The sequence below is a fragment of the Streptococcus oralis genome (genome assembly GCF_023109155.1).
Lineage (GTDB): Bacteria > Bacillota > Bacilli > Lactobacillales > Streptococcaceae > Streptococcus > Streptococcus oralis_BZ.
The window spans coordinates 780,097-797,451 of record NZ_JALDUA010000001.1; the positions used below are offsets into that span (position 1 = coordinate 780,097).

19 protein-coding genes and 1 pseudogene are annotated in these 17,355 nt (G+C 42.6%); 19 read left to right on the plus strand and 1 reads right to left on the minus strand.

Going from position 1 to position 17,355, the window contains the following annotated elements; translation table 11 throughout:
- Positions 1-99: 99 nt before the first annotated feature.
- A pseudogene (locus tag M1F63_RS10215) lies at positions 100-172 on the minus strand (AraC family transcriptional regulator); the annotation flags it as partial.
- On the opposite strand from M1F63_RS10215, the gene M1F63_RS03900 reads away from it, so the two are divergent.
- From M1F63_RS03900 to M1F63_RS03990, 19 genes are all read left to right on the plus strand, one after another.
- Positions 165-1,073, plus strand: coding sequence for a LysR family transcriptional regulator (locus M1F63_RS03900; RefSeq protein ID WP_001025717.1), 909 nt, complete (start codon positions 165-167; stop codon positions 1,071-1,073). The pseudogene M1F63_RS10215 and the gene M1F63_RS03900 overlap by 8 nt on opposite strands.
- Positions 1,070-1,537, plus strand: a complete 468-nt coding sequence (lspA, locus tag M1F63_RS03905) for a signal peptidase II (RefSeq protein ID WP_061852666.1) — start codon at positions 1,070-1,072, stop codon at positions 1,535-1,537. Before M1F63_RS03900 ends, lspA begins: the two co-directional genes overlap by 4 nt.
- A complete protein-coding gene (locus tag M1F63_RS03910) occupies positions 1,521-2,420 on the plus strand; it encodes an RluA family pseudouridine synthase (protein WP_247940752.1) in 900 nt (299 codons plus the stop codon). Before lspA ends, M1F63_RS03910 begins: the two co-directional genes overlap by 17 nt.
- A gap of 101 nt (positions 2,421-2,521) precedes the next feature.
- Entirely contained in the window at positions 2,522-3,631 is a 1,110-nt protein-coding gene (proB, locus tag M1F63_RS03915) for a glutamate 5-kinase (protein ID WP_049485319.1), read from the plus strand.
- 9 nt (positions 3,632-3,640) lie between these two features.
- Complete coding sequence (locus tag M1F63_RS03920; protein ID WP_247940753.1) at positions 3,641-4,903, plus strand: glutamate-5-semialdehyde dehydrogenase; 1,263 nt, start codon at positions 3,641-3,643, stop codon at positions 4,901-4,903.
- A 3-nt stretch (positions 4,904-4,906) separates the two neighbouring features.
- A complete protein-coding gene (proC, locus tag M1F63_RS03925; protein WP_247940754.1) occupies positions 4,907-5,704 on the plus strand; it encodes a pyrroline-5-carboxylate reductase in 798 nt (265 codons plus the stop codon).
- 120 nt (positions 5,705-5,824) lie between these two features.
- Positions 5,825-6,463 (plus strand): dTMP kinase, encoded by a 639-nt coding sequence (tmk, locus tag M1F63_RS03930; protein WP_247940755.1) that lies wholly within the window; start codon positions 5,825-5,827, stop codon positions 6,461-6,463.
- On the plus strand, positions 6,460-7,350 hold the full coding sequence (locus M1F63_RS03935; RefSeq protein ID WP_247940756.1) for a DNA polymerase III subunit delta': 891 nt from the start codon (positions 6,460-6,462) through the stop codon (positions 7,348-7,350). The genes tmk and M1F63_RS03935 overlap by 4 nt, the downstream gene beginning before the upstream one ends.
- 145 nt (positions 7,351-7,495) lie before the next feature.
- On the plus strand, positions 7,496-7,813 hold the full coding sequence (gene yabA, locus M1F63_RS03940; RefSeq protein ID WP_000358229.1) for a DNA replication initiation control protein YabA: 318 nt from the start codon (positions 7,496-7,498) through the stop codon (positions 7,811-7,813).
- A gap of 2 nt (positions 7,814-7,815) precedes the next feature.
- On the plus strand, positions 7,816-8,694 hold the full coding sequence (gene rsmI / locus M1F63_RS03945; RefSeq protein ID WP_247940757.1) for a 16S rRNA (cytidine(1402)-2'-O)-methyltransferase: 879 nt from the start codon (positions 7,816-7,818) through the stop codon (positions 8,692-8,694).
- 133 nt (positions 8,695-8,827) lie between these two features.
- Entirely contained in the window at positions 8,828-10,162 is a 1,335-nt protein-coding gene (gene trmFO / locus M1F63_RS03950) for a methylenetetrahydrofolate--tRNA-(uracil(54)-C(5))-methyltransferase (FADH(2)-oxidizing) TrmFO (protein WP_247940758.1), read from the plus strand.
- 83 nt (positions 10,163-10,245) lie between these two features.
- Complete coding sequence (pyrH, locus tag M1F63_RS03955; protein ID WP_000002996.1) at positions 10,246-10,983, plus strand: UMP kinase; 738 nt, start codon at positions 10,246-10,248, stop codon at positions 10,981-10,983.
- A 7-nt stretch (positions 10,984-10,990) separates the two neighbouring features.
- Complete coding sequence (frr, locus tag M1F63_RS03960; RefSeq protein WP_001262235.1) at positions 10,991-11,548, plus strand: ribosome recycling factor; 558 nt, start codon at positions 10,991-10,993, stop codon at positions 11,546-11,548.
- A gap of 59 nt (positions 11,549-11,607) precedes the next feature.
- On the plus strand, positions 11,608-12,462 hold the full coding sequence (gene cvfB / locus M1F63_RS03965) for a CvfB family protein (protein WP_247940759.1): 855 nt from the start codon (positions 11,608-11,610) through the stop codon (positions 12,460-12,462).
- Between the two features lie 11 nt (positions 12,463-12,473).
- Positions 12,474-13,079 (plus strand): GrpB family protein, encoded by a 606-nt coding sequence (locus M1F63_RS03970; RefSeq protein WP_247940760.1) that lies wholly within the window; start codon positions 12,474-12,476, stop codon positions 13,077-13,079.
- Positions 13,076-13,291: a YozE family protein gene (locus tag M1F63_RS03975; RefSeq protein ID WP_001232084.1), complete on the plus strand. Its 216-nt coding sequence runs from the start codon at positions 13,076-13,078 to the stop codon at positions 13,289-13,291. Before M1F63_RS03970 ends, M1F63_RS03975 begins: the two co-directional genes overlap by 4 nt.
- Before the next feature lie 80 nt (positions 13,292-13,371).
- On the plus strand, positions 13,372-14,358 hold the full coding sequence (locus M1F63_RS03980) for a PhoH family protein (RefSeq protein WP_247940761.1): 987 nt from the start codon (positions 13,372-13,374) through the stop codon (positions 14,356-14,358).
- 330 nt (positions 14,359-14,688) lie between these two features.
- Positions 14,689-15,276: a TlpA family protein disulfide reductase gene (locus tag M1F63_RS03985; protein ID WP_247940762.1), complete on the plus strand. Its 588-nt coding sequence runs from the start codon at positions 14,689-14,691 to the stop codon at positions 15,274-15,276.
- A gap of 61 nt (positions 15,277-15,337) precedes the next feature.
- Positions 15,338-17,355 (plus strand): vWA domain-containing protein (locus M1F63_RS03990; RefSeq protein ID WP_247940763.1); only part of this gene is annotated, 2,018 nt, incomplete at its 3' end.

A 17,355-nucleotide genomic window follows, 5' to 3' on the forward strand; every position in this document is an offset into this window, starting at 1 on the left:
AAAATAAGGCTTTCCGAGTTTTCGGAGAGCCTATTTTTTTGTTTTGATACCCATAATTCTTTGTTGCTAGTGTAGATGAATTTTATGTGCGACATTATTTTTCCTAAGTGGAAAATTTCTAAAATATGGTATAATGAACAGATAGAGAAGTTGGGGGGTAAAAGATGAACATTCAACAATTACGCTATGTTGTGGCCATTGCCAATAGTGGTACTTTCCGTGAAGCTGCTGAAAAGATGTATGTTAGTCAGCCGAGTCTGTCTATTTCTGTGCGCGATTTGGAAAAAGAGCTAGGCTTTAAGATTTTTCGTCGGACGAGTTCGGGGACTTTCTTAACCCGTCGTGGTATGGAATTTTATGAGAAAGCGCAGGAGTTAGTTAAAGGCTTTGATGTTTTTCAAAATCAGTATGCCAATCCTGAGGAAGAAAAGGATGAATTTTCTATTGCCAGTCAGCACTATGACTTCTTGCCACCAACCATTACGGCCTTTTCAGAACGTTATCCTGATTATAAGAACTTTCGTATTTTTGAGTCTACTACAGTTCAAATATTAGACGAAGTGGCCCAAGGACACAGTGAGATTGGGATTATCTACCTCAACAATCAAAATAAAAAGGGCATCATGCAACGGGTTGAAAAGCTTGGTTTAGAAGTTATTGAACTAATTCCTTTCCAGACTCACATTTATCTTCGTGAAGGGCATCCTTTAGCACAGAAAGAGGAATTGGTAATGGAGGATCTAGCGGATCTGCCAACGGTTCGGTTTACTCAGGAAAAAGATGAGTATCTATACTATTCAGAGAACTTTGTCGACACCAGCGCGAGCTCGCAGATGTTTAATGTGACCGACCGTGCTACTTTGAATGGTATTTTGGAGCGGACGGATGCTTATGCAACTGGATCTGGGTTTTTAGATAGTGACAGTGTTAATGGCATCACAGTCATTCGTCTCAAGGATAATCTAGATAACCGCATGGTCTATGTCAAACGGGAAGAAGTGGAGCTTAGCCAAGCTGGGACTCTTTTCGTAGAAGTCATGCAAGAATATTTTGATCAAAAGAGGAAATCATGAAAAAAAGAGGAATAGTAGCAGTCATTGTACTGCTTTTGATTGGGTTGGATCAGTTGGTCAAAAATTATGTTGTCCAGCAGATTCCACTAGGTGAAGTTCGTTCGTGGATACCCAATCTCGTTAGCTTGACCTACCTGCAAAATAGAGGAGCAGCTTTCTCCATGTTGCAAGACCAGCAGTGGTTATTTGCTGTTATTACACTGGTCGTCATGGCAGGTGCAATTTGGTATCTCCATAAACACATGGAGGATTCTCTCTGGTTAGTTTTTGGACTGACTTTGATAATAGCGGGAGGTCTGGGCAACTTTATCGACAGAATGAGTCAAGGTTTTGTGGTGGATATGTTTCACCTAGACTTTATCAATTTTGCGATTTTCAATGTTGCTGACAGCTATTTGACAGTCGGTGTCATTGTTTTATTGATTGCAATGCTTAAAGAGGAAGTAAATGGAAATAAAAATTGAAACGGGTGGGCAACGTCTAGACAAGGCTCTGTCAGATCTGACAGAATTGTCACGCAGTCTCGCGAATGAACAAATCAAGGCTGGACAAGTCTTGGTGAATGGGCAAGTCAAGAAAGCCAAATACACTGTCCAAGAGGGGGATATCGTCACTTACCATGTGCCAGAACCGGAGGTTTTAGAGTATGTGGCTGAAGATATTCCGCTAGATATCATCTACCAAGATGAGGATGTAGCCGTTGTTAACAAACCTCAGGGTATGGTGGTCCATCCCAGCGCCGGTCATACTAGCGGAACCTTGGTCAATGCCCTCATGTACCATATCAAGGACTTGTCAGGTATCAATGGGGTTCTCCGACCGGGTATCGTTCATCGCATTGACAAGGACACGTCTGGCCTCCTTATGATTGCTAAGAATGATGAGGCCCACTTAGCACTCGCTCAAGAACTCAAGGATAAGAAGTCTCTTCGCAAATACTGGGCGATTGTTCATGGCAATCTTCCCAATGATCGTGGTGTCATTGAAGCACCGATTGGCCGTAGTGAAAAAGACCGTAAGAAACAGGCTGTAACTGCTAAAGGGAAGCCTGCAGTGACACGTTTTCACGTTTTGGAACGATTTGGTGATTATAGTTTATTGGAGTTGCAACTGGAAACAGGACGTACCCACCAAATCCGTGTTCATATGGCTTATATTGGCCATCCAGTCGCTGGGGATGAGGTCTATGGCCCTCGTAAAACCCTGAAAGGACATGGACAGTTTCTCCATGCCAAGACTCTAGGTTTTACTCATCCGAGAACAGGTGAAACCTTGGAGTTCACAGCAGATATTCCAGAGATTTTTAAAGAAACGCTGGAAAGATTGAGTAAAACTGAGAATAGATAAAAGAGTTGAGATGCCTTGTCTCAACCTTTTTCATTTCAAGTCTTTTCTATTTTAAAGTATTCATGTTATAATGGATAAATATGAAGAATCGGAGTGAGAATATGAAGTACAAACGAATCGTCTTTAAGGTAGGGACTTCCTCCTTAACAAATGAAGACGGGAGTTTATCAAGGAGTAAAGTAAAGGCAATTACCCAGCAATTGGCTATGCTGCATGAGGCTGGACATGAGTTGATTTTAGTGTCATCTGGGGCAGTTGCCGCTGGATTTGGAGCTTTGGGTTTTAAAAAACGTCCGACCAAGATTGCAGATAAACAAGCTTCGGCTGCAGTTGGTCAGGGACTTTTGTTGGAGGAATATACAACCAACCTCCTCATGCGCCAGATCGTTTCTGCACAAATCTTGCTGACACAGGATGATTTTGTAGATAAACGTCGCTATAAGAACGCCCATCAGGCCTTGTCTGTATTGCTTCATCGTGGTGCAATCCCCATCATCAACGAGAATGACAGTGTCGTTATTGATGAGCTCAAGGTCGGGGACAATGACACTCTGAGTGCCCAGGTAGCGGCGATGGTGCAAGCAGACCTTTTAGTTCTCTTGACCGATGTGGACGGTCTCTATACCGGAAATCCCAACTCAGATCCAACAGCCAAACGTTTGGAGAAAATCGAGACTATCAATCGTGAGATTATTGATATGGCTGGTGGAGCAGGTTCGTCAAACGGTACTGGGGGTATGCTAACAAAAATCAAAGCAGCTACGATCGCAACGGAGTCAGGGGTGCCAGTCTATATTTGCTCCTCCTTGAAATCTGATGCCTTGATTGAGGCAGCTGAAGAAACTAGGGATGGTTCCTTCTTTGTTGCGCAAGAGAAGGGACTTCGTACCCAGAAACAATGGCTGGCCTTCTATGCTCAAAGTCAGGGAACGATTTGGGTAGATGGTGGAGCTGCAGAGGCACTTTCAAAAAACGGGAAAAGTCTCCTTTTATCGGGTGTGGTGGAAGTGGAAGGAAACTTCTCTTACCACGATATTGTCACAGTAGCAGATAAAGAAACGGGTCAATCTCTTGGAAAGGGACGTGTCCAATTTGGCGTCTCAGCTCTAGAAGATATGCTCCGTTCTCAAAAAGCTAAGGGAGTCTTGATTCATCGTGATGACTGGATTTCCATCACTCCTGAAATCCAGCTGCTTTTTACAGAATTTTAGAGGTGAACGATGGTAAGTACACAAGAACAATTTGAACAGGTACAGGCTGTTAAGAAATCAATCAATACTGCTAGTGAAGCAGTGAAAAACCAAGCCTTGCTAGCTATGGCTGATCACTTAGTGGCTGCTACTGAGGAGATTTTAGCGGCCAATGCCCTCGATATGGAAGCGGCCAAGGGGAAAATCTCAGATGTTATGCTAGACCGTCTTTATTTGGATGAAGGACGTATAGAAGCGATGGCAAGAGGGATTCGTGAAGTGGTTGCTTTACCAGATCCAATCGGTGAAGTTTTAGAAACCAATCATCTTGAAAATGGTTTGGTTATTACCAAGAAGCGTGTGGCCATGGGAGTTATTGGGATTATCTACGAAAGTCGTCCAAATGTGACATCTGATGCGGCTGCTTTGGCTCTCAAAAGTGGCAATGCGGTCGTTCTTCGTAGTGGGAAGGACGCCTACCAAACTGCCCATGCTATTGTCACAGCCTTGAAGAAGGGTTTGGAGACGACTACCATCCATCCAGAGGTGATTCAACTGGTGGAAGATACTAGCCGTGAAAGTAGCTATGCCATGATGAAGGCCAAGGGTTATCTAGACCTTCTCATACCCCGTGGAGGCGCTGGTTTGATCAATGCTGTGGTTGAAAATGCTATCGTGCCTGTTATCGAGACAGGGACTGGAATTGTCCATGTCTATGTGGACAAGGATGCCGATGAAGACAAGGCTCTAGCCATCATCAACAATGCTAAAACCAGCCGTCCTTCTGTCTGCAATGCCATGGAGGTCTTGCTGGTTCATGAAGACAAGGCAGCAGATTTCCTTCCACGATTGGAACAAGTTCTGGTTGCAGAGCGTAAGGAAGCTGGACTGGAACCAATTCAATTCCGCTTGGATAGCCAAGCAAGCCAGTTTGTTTCAGGTCGAGCAGCTGAGGCCCAAGACTTTGACACTGAGTTTTTAGATTATATCCTAGCGGTTAAGGTTGTGAGCAGTTTAGAAGAAGCAGTTGAGCATATTGAAGCTCACAGTACCCATCATTCGGATGCCATTGTGACAGAAAATGCTGAAGCTGCAGCCTACTTTACAAATCAAGTGGACTCTGCAGCGGTGTATGTCAATGCCTCAACGCGTTTCACTGATGGTGGGCAATTTGGTCTTGGATGTGAGATGGGGATTTCTACTCAGAAACTGCATGCGCGTGGGCCTATGGGCTTGAAAGAGTTGACCAGCTACAAGTATGTGGTTACTGGTGACGGACAGATAAGGGAGTAAGAGATGAAGATTGGATTTATCGGTTTGGGAAATATGGGAGCTAGCTTGGCTAAGGCTGTTTTGCAGGGTAAGGCGGGTGCTCAGATTCTCCTTGCCAATCGTAGTCAAGCGAAAGTAGATGCTTTCATTGCCAACTTCGGCGGTCAGGCTTCCAGCAATGAAGAAATCTTCGCAGAAGCAGATGTGATTTTTCTAGGTGTTAAGCCTGCGCAGTTTTCTGAACTGCTTGCTCAATATCAGACCATCCTTGAAAAAAGAGAGAGTCTTCTTTTGATTTCCATGGCAGCTGGATTGACTTTGGAAAAACTAGCTAGTCTTATCCCAAGTCAACATCGTATCATTCGCATCATGCCCAATACTCCAGTGGCTATCGGTCAAGGGGTGATTAGTTATGCCATGTCAGCAAACTGTCTTGCTGAGGACGGTGAACTCTTTTGTCAGCTTTTATCCAATGCGGGTATATTGGTTGAGCTTGGGGATGACTTAATTGATGCGGCGACAGGTCTTGCAGGTTGTGGGCCAGCCTTTGTCTACCTCTTTATCGAGGCTTTGGCAGATGCAGGTGTTCAGTCAGGATTGCCACGAGAAACGGCTTTGAAAATGGCAGCCCAAACAGTAGTTGGAGCTGGACAAATGGTTCTCGAAAGTCAACAACATCCTGGAGTATTGAAAGACCAAGTTTGCAGTCCAGGTGGTTCGACTATCGCTGGTGTAGCAAGTCTGGAAGAACATGCCTTTAGAGGTACCGTCATGGACGCAGTTCAGCAAGCCTACAAACGAACACAAGAATTAGGTAAATAAGAGGTTGGGTGACTCCCAGCCTCTTTTATGGTCGATTGAATGGAGAAGACGCAAAAAGATTGTCACAAAAATCTATTTTTTTGATAGAATAGAAGATAGTAAAAAAGAAATGAGTTAGACATGTCAAAAGGATTTTTAGTCTCTTTTGAGGGACCAGAGGGAGCAGGAAAGACCAGTGTTTTAGAGACTCTACTCCCAATTTTAGAGGAAAAAGGAGTAGAAGTGTTGACGACCCGTGAACCTGGCGGAGTCTTGATCGGGGAGAAGATTAGGGAAGTGATTTTGGATCCAAGTCATATGCAGATGGATCCTAAAACAGAGCTTCTTCTCTATATCGCCAGTCGCAGACAGCATTTGGTAGAAAAAGTTCTTCCAGCACTTGAAGATGGCAAGTTGGTCATTATGGACCGCTTCATCGATAGTTCTGTTGCTTATCAGGGATTTGGCCGTGGCTTGGATATTGATGCCATTGATTGGCTCAATCACTTTGCGACAGATGGACTTAAACCCGATTTGACACTCTATTTTGACATCGAGGTGGAAGAGGGGCTGGCTCGCATTGCTGCTAATAGTGACCGCGAGGTCAATCGTTTGGACTTGGAAGGCTTGGACTTGCACAAGAAAGTCCGTCAAGGCTACCTTTCTCTTCTGGACAAAGAAGGAAATCGCATTGTCAAGATTGATGCGAGTCTTCCTTTGGAGCAAGTTGTGGAAACGACCAAGGCTGTCTTGTTTGACAGAATGGGCTTGGCTAAATGAAACAAGAACAACTAAAAGCTTGGCAGCCAGACCAGTTTGACCGCTTTGTCCGTATCCTAGAACAAGATCAGCTCAATCACGCCTATCTCTTTTCAGGTTTCTTTGGAAGCTTGGAAATGGCGCAGTTTTTGGCTAAGAGCCTCTTTTGTAGGGATAAAGTAGGCGTTTTGCCGTGTGAGAAATGCCGAAACTGTAAGCTGATTGAACAGGAAGAATTCCCCGATGTTACCTTGATTAAGCCAGTCAATCAGGTCATCAAGACAGAACGCATTCGGGAATTGGTGGGTCAGTTTTCTCAAGCAGGGATTGAAAGTCAGCAGCAGGTTTTTATTATCGAGCAGGCGGAGAAAATGCATCCCAACGCAGCCAATTCTCTGCTCAAGGTCATCGAAGAACCCCAGAGTGAAGTTTACATTTTCTTCTTGACCAGCGATGAGGAAAAGATGTTGCCAACTATCCGTAGTAGGACTCAGATTTTCCACTTTAAAAAGCAGGAAGAAAAGCTCATCCATCAATTAGAACAAGCAGGTCTAGTTAAGAAAAAAGCGACTCTCTTAGCCCAGTTTAGTCAATCGCGAATTGAAGCTGAAAAGTTGGCCAATCAGGCAAGTTTTTGGACCTTGGTGGATGAGAGCGAACGCCTACTGACCTGGTTATTAGCCAAGAAAAAAGAAAGTTATCTGCAAGTTGCTAAATTAGCCAGCTTGGCAGATGATAAGGAAAAGCAGGATCAGGTCTTGCGAATCCTCGAAGTGCTCTGTGGGCAGGATCTCTTGCAAGCAAGGATGCGACAGATTTTACAAGATTTGCTAGAAGCCAGAAAAATGTGGCAAGCTAATGTAAGCTTTCAAAATGCCATGGAATATCTGGTCTTGAAAGAAATATAAACTCATACTCTTCGAAAATCAAATTCAAACCACGTCAACGTCGCCTTGCCGTACTCAAGTACAGCCTGCGGCTAGTTTCCTAGTTTGCTCTTTGATTTTCATTGAGTATTAAAAATGAACGATATAGAAAGGAAAGGGCTGGTTTATGGACAAAAAAGAATTATTTGACGCGCTGGATGATTTTTCCCAACAATTACTGGTGACCTTGGCCGATGTGGAAGCCATCAAGAAAAATCTCAAGAGTCTGGTAGAGGAAAATACAGCTCTTCGTTTGGAAAATAGTAAATTGCGCGAACGCTTAGGCGAGGTGGAAGCAGATACACCCGTTAAGGCCAAGCATGTTCGTGAAAGCGTCCGCCGAATCTATAAAGACGGGTTTCACGTATGTAATGATTTTTATGGACAACGCCGAGAGCAGGACGAGGAATGTATGTTCTGTGATGAGTTGTTATATAGGGAGTAAGCATGCAGATTCAAAAAAGTTTTAAGGGACAATCTCCCTATGGCAAGCTTTACCTAGTAGCAACGCCGATTGGCAATCTAGATGATATGACCTTTCGTGCTATCCAGACCTTGAAAGAGGTGGATTGGATTGCAGCTGAGGACACCCGTAATACGGGGCTTTTGCTCAAGCATTTTGACATTTCTACTAAGCAGATTAGTTTTCATGAGCACAATGCCAAGGAAAAAATTCCTGATTTGATTAGTTTCCTGAAGGCCGGTCAAAGTATTGCTCAGGTATCTGATGCGGGTCTGCCTAGTATCTCAGACCCTGGTCATGATTTGGTCAAGGCAGCTATTGAGGAAGAAATCGCAGTTGTTACCGTTCCAGGTGCCTCTGCAGGGATTTCTGCCTTGATTGCCAGTGGCCTAGCGCCACAGCCACATATCTTTTACGGTTTCTTACCGAGAAAATCAGGCCAGCAAAAGCAATTTTTCGACTTAAAAAAAGATTACCCAGAAACTCAGATTTTCTATGAATCACCCCACCGTGTAGCGGATACGTTAGAAAATATGCTAGAAGTCTACGGTGACCGCTCGGTAGTCTTGGTTAGAGAATTGACCAAAATCTATGAAGAATACCAACGAGGAAAGATTTCTGAAATGCTAGAAAGCATCGCTGAAACGCCACTCAAGGGCGAATGCCTTCTCATCGTTGAAGGTGCCAGTCAGGATGTGGAGGAAAAGGACGAGGAGGACTTGTTCTTAGAAATTCAAACCCGTATCCGGCAAGGCATGAAGAAAAATCAAGCCATTAAGGAAGTTGCGAAACTCTACCAATGGAATAAAAGCCAGCTTTACGCTGCCTACCATGATTGGGAAGAGAATCAAGAAAATGACTAAACAGGGAAGTTTGCCTTCTTCCCTTTTTTTGTTATACTAGTAAAAGAAAATTTAGAAAGATTTGTGGGTGTCAAACAGTCTAGTAGCTTGTTTTGATATGAACTTAGGTTCCACCCAAAGAGGTATTAGTGTCATGTCTCAATCTTATATCAATGTTATCGGAGCAGGTTTGGCAGGGTCTGAAGCAGCTTACCAAATCGCAGAACGTGGTATTCCAGTTAAACTCTATGAAATGCGTGGGGTCAAGTCAACACCTCAGCACAAAACAGATAATTTTGCTGAGTTGGTTTGTTCCAATTCTCTTCGTGGAGATGCTCTGACAAATGCAGTGGGTCTCCTCAAGGAAGAAATGCGTCGCTTGGGTTCGGTCATCTTGGAATCTGCTGAGGCTACACGTGTTCCTGCAGGTGGTGCGCTTGCGGTGGACCGCGATGGTTTCTCAAAGATGGTGACTGAGAAAGTTGCTAATCATCCCTTAATTGAGGTGGTTCGTGATGAAATTACAGAATTGCCAACTGACGTTATTACTGTTGTCGCTACTGGTCCTTTAACCAGCGATGCCCTAGCTGAAAAGATTCATGCCCTTAATGATGGGGATGGATTCTATTTCTATGACGCGGCGGCGCCGATTATTGACGTTAACACCATCGATATGAGCAAGGTCTATCTCAAGTCTCGTTATGACAAGGGAGAAGCAGCCTACCTCAATGCCCCTATGACCAAACAAGAATTTATGGATTTCCATGAAGCCTTGGTCAATGCGGAAGAAGCACCGCTCAATTCCTTTGAAAAAGAAAAGTACTTTGAAGGTTGTATGCCTATCGAAGTCATGGCTAAGCGTGGCATTAAAACCATGCTTTATGGTCCGATGAAGCCAGTCGGTTTGGAGTATCCAGAAGACTACACAGGACCTCGTGATGGCGAATTTAAAACCCCTTATGCAGTTGTTCAACTTCGTCAGGACAATGCGGCTGGTAGCCTCTACAATATAGTTGGTTTCCAAACCCACCTCAAATGGGGAGAACAAAAGCGTGTCTTCCAAATGATTCCAGGTCTTGAAAATGCGGAGTTTGTCCGTTATGGGGTCATGCACCGCAATTCTTACATGGATTCACCAAATCTTCTCGAGCAGACTTACCGTTCTAAGAAACAACCCAACCTCTTCTTTGCTGGTCAAATGACGGGTGTAGAAGGCTATGTTGAGTCAGCAGCTTCAGGCTTGGTTGCAGGTATTAACGCAGCTCGTCTCTTTAAGGGTGAAAGTGAAGCTATCTTCCCAGAGACCACAGCGATTGGAAGTCTGGCTCATTACATCACTCACGCTGATAGCAAACATTTCCAACCAATGAATGTCAATTTTGGGATTATCAAGGAATTGGATGGCGAGCGTATCCGTGATAAGAAGGCTCGTTATGAAAAAATTGCAGAGCGTGCTCTTACCGACTTAGAGGAATTTTTAACGGTTTAATTTTTTTCAAAGAATTGCTCATGATACTATAAAAATCTTAGAAATTGTGATAAAATAGGTAGGATAAAAAAAGGAGAGTAAAAATGGCGAATCCCAAGTATAAACGTATTTTAATCAAGTTATCAGGTGAAGCCCTTGCCGGTGAACGTGGCGTAGGGATTGATATCCAGACAGTTCAGACAATCGCAAAAGAGATTCAAGAAGTTCACAGCTTAGGTATCGAAATTGCCCTTGTTATTGGTGGAGGAAATCTCTGGCGTGGGGAACCTGCTGCAGAAGCAGGAATGGACCGTGTTCAGGCAGATTACACTGGAATGCTTGGGACCGTGATGAATGCTCTTGTGATGGCAGATTCATTGCAACAAGTTGGTGTCGATACGCGTGTGCAAACTGCCATTGCGATGCAACAAGTGGCAGAACCTTATGTACGTGGACGTGCCCTTCGCCACCTTGAAAAGGGTCGTATCGTTATCTTTGGTGCTGGGATTGGTTCACCTTACTTCTCAACAGATACAACAGCAGCCCTTCGTGCAGCTGAAATCGAAGCGGATGCCATCCTTATGGCTAAAAATGGTGTAGACGGTGTTTACAATGCCGATCCTAAGAAAGACAAGACTGCCGTTAAGTTTGAAGAATTGACCCACCGTGACGTTATCAATAAAGGTCTTCGTATCATGGACTCAACTGCTTCAACTCTCTCTATGGACAACGACATTGACTTGGTTGTCTTTAACATGAACCAACCAGGCAACATTAAACGTGTTGTATTTGGTGAAAATATCGGAACAACAGTTTCAAACAATATCGAAGAAAAGGAATAAGAAAATTATGGCTAATGCAATTGTAGAAAAAGCTAAAGAGAGAATGACCCAGTCTCACCAATCACTTGCTCGTGAATTTGGTGGTATCCGTGCCGGTCGTGCCAACGCAAGCTTGCTAGACCGTATCCACGTAGAATACTATGGAGTCGAAACTCCTCTTAACCAAATCGCTTCAATTACTATTCCAGAAGCGCGTGTCTTGTTGGTAACACCATTTGACAAGTCTTCATTGAAAGACATCGAACGTGCCTTGAACGCTTCTGATCTTGGTATTACACCAGCTAATGACGGTTCTGTGATCCGCTTGGTTATCCCTGCTCTTACAGAAGAGACTCGTCGTGACCTTGCCAAAGAAGTGAAGAAGGTCGGTGAAAATGCTAAAGTGGCTGTCCGTAATATCCGCCGTGATGCTATGGACGAAGCTAAGAAACAAGAAAAAGCAAAAGAAATCACTGAAGACGAATTGAAGACTCTTGAAAAAGATATTCAAAAAGTAACAGACGACGCTGTGAAACACATCGACGACATGACTGCCAATAAAGAAAAAGAAATCTTGGAAGTCTAAAAATAAACAGAAAAACTCAGTTGGCATTGCTGGCTGAGTTTTATTCGAAAGAAGGAAATATGAATACAAATCTTGCAAGTTTTATCGTTGGACTCATCATCGATGAAAATGACCGTTTTTACTTTGTGCAAAAGGATGGTCAGACCTATGCACTTGCCAAGGAAGAAGGTCAACATACAGTAGGGGATACGGTCAAAGGTTTTGCCTATACGGATATGAAGCAGAAACTCCGCTTGACCACTCAAGAAGTTACTGCCACTCAAGACCAATTTGGTTGGGGAACCGTAACAGAAGTTCGTAAGGACTTGGGTGTCTTTGTCGATACCGGTCTACCTGACAAGGAGATCGTAGTGTCACTCGATATCCTCCCTGAACTCAAGGAACTCTGGCCTAAGAAGGGCGACAAACTCTACATCCGTCTTGAAGTGGACAAGAAAGACCGAATCTGGGGACTCTTGGCTTATCAAGAAGATTTCCAACGTTTGGCTAGTCCTGCCTACAACAACATGCAGAACCAAAACTGGCCAGCCATTGTTTACCGTCTCAAGCTGTCAGGGACCTTTGTCTATCTGCCAGAGAATAACATGCTTGGTTTTATTCACCCAAGTGAGCGCTACGCAGAGCCACGTTTGGGGCAAGTGCTAGATGCGCGTGTCATCGGTTTCCGTGAAGTGGATCGTACCTTGAACCTATCCCTCAAACCACGTTCCTTTGAAATGTTGGAAAATGATGCCCAGATGATTTTGACCTACTTGGAAAGCAATGGCGGTTTCATGACCTTGAATGATAAGTCGTCTCCTGAGGACATCAAGGCAACTTTTGGTATCTCTAAAGGTCAGTTCAAGAAAGCACTCGGTGGCTTGATGAAGGCTGGCAAAATCAAGCAAGACCAGTTTGGTACAGAGATGATTTAGACCTTATAGACATGATAAAGAAACTTGAAGAAATGAGTTTAGAGGAACTCTGGCAACTTTTTCCTATTTTTCTAGTAGAGCACAAGTCAGAGTGGAAAGACTGGTATGAATTGGAAAAAACAAGTCTGAAAAAAATATTGGGTGCAAATGTTATTCAAAGAATAGAACATATCGGTAGCACTGCTATCCCTAATATTTGGGCCAAAAATATCGTTGATATTCTGCTAGAAGTAAGTAGAATAGAGGATTTAGCAAGAGTTAGGGATTTATTGGTGAAGAATGGTTGGCTAGTGATGTCGGAGAGTCCTACCAGGATTTCGCTAAATAAAGGATACACAGAGCAGGGCTTTGCTGAGAAAGTTTTTCATTTACATTTGCGAATGACGGGAGATCATAACGAGATTTATTTTAGAGATTATCTCTGCCAGCATCCAGATATTGCCCAAGCGTATCAGGAATTAAAACTAAGTTTGTGGAAAAAATTTGAACACAATCGAGACGCCTATACAGATGCGAAAACAGATTTTATAAACCACTACGTTTCAGAGGCTAAGTCCAGTAATTTTCAAGAATCAGAAAAGTGTCATCAAAAAACTCTTGATAGGAGAAAGAATTGAGAAAATCATTTTACACTTGGCTCATGACCGAGCGCAATCCTAAAAGTAATAGCCCCAAAGCCATCTTGGCAGACCTCGCTTTTGAGGAGTCGGCTTTTCCAAAACACACAGATGATTTTGATGAGGTGAGTCGCTTTTTGGAGGAGCATGCCAGTTTCTCTTTTAACCTAGGTGACTTTGATGCCATCTGGCAAGAATACTTAGAACACTAGAGACAATGAGATGAGGCTAGTATTTTATTGCTCTCTTTGCTATAATAAAAAGAAATAAACGGATTAGAGAGGTTCTTTATTTGAAGGAACATTCAATATACATTCAACTAAGTCACCCAGATGACTTGTTCCATCTTTTTGGTTCCAATGAGCGCCATCTTCGTTTGATGGAAGAAGAGCTCGATGTGGTGATTCATGCTCGTACGGAGATTGTGCAGGTTATCGGAGAAGAGTCTGCCTGTGAGGAAGCCCGTCAGGTTATCCAGGCCTTGATGGTCTTGGTAAATCGTGGGATGACAGTTGGGACGCCAGATGTGGTGACTGCGATTAGCATGGTCAAAAACGATGAAATCGACAAGTTTGTCGCCCTTTACGAAGAAGAAATTATCAAGGACAATACTGGGAAACCGATTCGTGTCAAAACCTTGGGTCAAAAACTTTATGTGGACAGTGTCAAACAGCATGATGTGACTTTTGGAATTGGGCCTGCAGGGACAGGAAAGACATTTCTTGCAGTGACCTTGGCGGTGACGGCCCTTAAACGTGGGCAGGTCAAGCGAATTATCCTAACTCGTCCAGCCGTTGAAGCAGGAGAGAGTCTAGGATTTCTTCCGGGTGATCTCAAGGAGAAGGTGGATCCTTATCTTCGACCAGTTTATGATGCCTTGTATCAGATTCTCGGCAAAGATCAGACGACCCGTCTCATGGAGCGTGAAATTATCGAAATCGCGCCCCTTGCCTACATGCGTGGGCGGACCTTGGATGATGCCTTTGTCATTCTCGATGAGGCACAGAATACGACCATCATGCAGATGAAGATGTTCTTGACTCGTTTAGGATTTAATTCCAAGATGATTGTCAATGGAGATATCAGCCAGATTGACCTACCGCGTAATGTCAAGTCCGGTTTGATTGATGCCCAAGAAAAGCTCAAGAACATTCACCAAATCGACTTTGTTCATTTTTCAGCCAAGGATGTGGTTCGTCATCCAGTTGTCGCTCAAATCATACGAGCTTATGAACCAGCTCCAGTTAAGGTTGAAGAAAAGAACCAAGAGACAGAATAGCAAAAAAGAGCAGTTCAGATGCGAACTGCTTTTAAGTTGCCCTGTATAAAAAGTTGTATGGCTAATTTATTATAGACAGAATAATGATGATTTTAATCTGAAGTTGGTAAAAATCTAGAAATATTAGTGCTGAAACCACCACATTTAAGTTAACTTATTATAAATTTTATTTTTTCTTAATTTTCTTAGCAATTAATAGGAAAAATTACGATAAATTTTATTGAAATAAAGATTTCAAAATGATAAAATGATATTTGGGTTAGAGTGGGCTTATGTCCAAAATTTGAAAGTACCTAACTCGCTTTCACATCTTAATAGAAAGGAGATATTATGAAAAAAGACAAGTGGTGGCTTCCATTTTTAGCAGTAGGAGTCATCATAGCTTTAGCGGTGGGTTTAATTTATTTCACTAGACCCACTAAGGATGGAGATATAGGAACGTCTTCAGTTTCGCAATCGACTTCAAGTGATGAGAACAATTCAGCTTTGAGTTTAAAAGGTCAACAACTTCCAGAATTTAAAATGACCTCTCAAGATGGAAAATTGATTGCTATCTCGGAACTGTATGATAAACCTATATTAGTTGTCGAATGGGCTAGTTGGTGTCCGCATTGCCAGAAACAACTACCCATTGTTCAGCAGATGTATGAAAAGTATGGAGATCAAATTCATTTTGTTCTTCTGAATATGAACGAACCAGGAAAAGAAACAAAGGAAACTGCTGATCAGTATATCAAAGAAAAAGGATATACTTTCCTGTATTATTATGACGAAGATCAGTCCGCAGCCGATCTTTTACAGGTTCAAACCATACCAAGTATGTATCTTGTGACAAAACAGCAACAGGTAAAGAATGTATTAGTAAATCATACCACTGCTGAAAATTTCTCGAAAGAGTTACAAGAACTGCTAAACTAACATACATTCATTTCGGAAAAAAGGAGGAAGAAGAAATCGCAATAGGATTTCAGAGAAAATTATGAGAGATTTCATTAAAAAGGTCTCCATTCTGTTTACGATTCTGTTTCTCTCTGTGCCATTAGGATTAGCTAGTTTACGTTTCGGTCGTGGTGCGGCTGATGAAACTGAGGTAATTCGAGTAGGAGATAATACGGAAATTATCCAGAATGGATGTTATCGTAAGATAAAGAAATCGGACAAAACAAAGTGGACAGTTCCACGTAAACCGGTCGACTTAGTTATCCTTCAGGATGCGAGTGGATCGTTCAAGAACACCATTCCTAATGTCCAAAATGCCTTAAAAACATTGACAACATTTGTCAGTGAAGAAAATTATGATGAGAATAATCCACGTTTGGTTAAGACTGATAACCCGGATACATCAGACCGAGTTATGATGGCAACCTTCCAAGGTGCTGATGGATACAACTATTACTACAATAATAATTTTACAGGTCGTAAAGATACTTATGGTAGTTGGGGACCTGATTATGATTACAAATACAAGTCTAGCAACTTGTCTTCAGATCAAAATGATATCCATCAATTCATTGATAATATTAAGGTGGCAGGAGGAACCCCTACAGTACCAGCTATTGACGATGTCATTGCTCAATATAATCAAAGAAAAGGGAATATGGCTAACGGTCGTAAGACCATCTTCCTTTTGATTACGGATGGAGTTGCCAACGGGAAACGTGACCCGGATGGTAAGGTTCGTCTAGAGTACAGCGACTATCGCAACAATATTCTTACACGTGCTTGGAATTTTGATGAGCTAACTGAAGCATCTCAAAACGTTTTAGGGCGAGTGAAAGAGGTTAAGGAAGCATCTACAAGACTTCAAAATGTTGTTGGTTCCGAAGGGACTGTAGTAGTAGGTTTCTGGGAAGACGTATCAATCTTTGAAAACTCTAAAGCTCAGTATTATGACACCTATAGAGAAGGTTATTCAAAATACTTTGATATCGGTGACAACCGTTCAGTTCAAGATATCTTCCATGAAGCATTAGAGGGGATGGCTTCTCCAGCAAAAAATATTAATGGTAAGAACGTTTCTTTCTATGTTAATGAACAAAGTGATATCAATAAGTTCTCAAGTCGAGTTCTAGAATCTGTTGGAGCTGCGTTGATTAAGGAAGACATCAAAGGTGAGTTCACTGTTACACCTGGATATAAGGTTGATGCTGTTCGAATCAATGGTAAAACAGTTGTTGAAAAAGTCACAGATCCATCAAAACAAATTCGTGGTCGAATCAATCAAGAAGGTGACAATGTCACAATCTATGTACCCGATAGTGTCTTCAATCCAGGTAATAACAATTTCGACTATGATTTGAGTAAGGAAGCTCGTGCTCCTGAAACGAATGAAGAGGATGAAGTTGATCCGCCAGCTGATTATAAACCTGTAAACGAAGAAGTTACAGTTCCTGAGTTGACTGGTGTCTTCAAGACAGGTGAATTTTCAACTCAAAAAATCGGTGGACGTAATGAAAAAGTTGAAGTTCAAAAACTCGAGTACTGTTACCCAAGTGTCACGAAGAAAATTACCGACGCAGATAAGAGTAATGACTTGGGAGAAATTGATGACCCGCTTGGTTTGACAAAGAAAAAAGCCTATTCTGCACAATTGTCAGACAAGGCAGAGGAGTTTACCTATACTCTTGATTACAATTTCAATAACGTAGCCTACGAATTTGAAAAGAACGTCATGTTGACAGACCCACTTGACTACCGTTTGGAAGTGGTTGAAAGTTCAGCTACTGGACCAAATGGAGAAAAATGGACCACTCGTGTAGTTAGTCAAGATGATTCAGAAGGCAACCCTCAAAGTGTCGTGGTTGCGGATGTTCCTGCTAAAGGATCCAACTATAATTACTTGGTATTGAAGAAAGCTCAAATGACCATTAAGGTTCGTTTGAAAGAACAATACCGCAATAATCAATCAAGTAAAGAATTCATGGCTCTCCTTCAGGAAAGTAATGGATTTGGTCTCCTAAACCAAGGGAACATCATGTGGAATGGTGATGACAATCA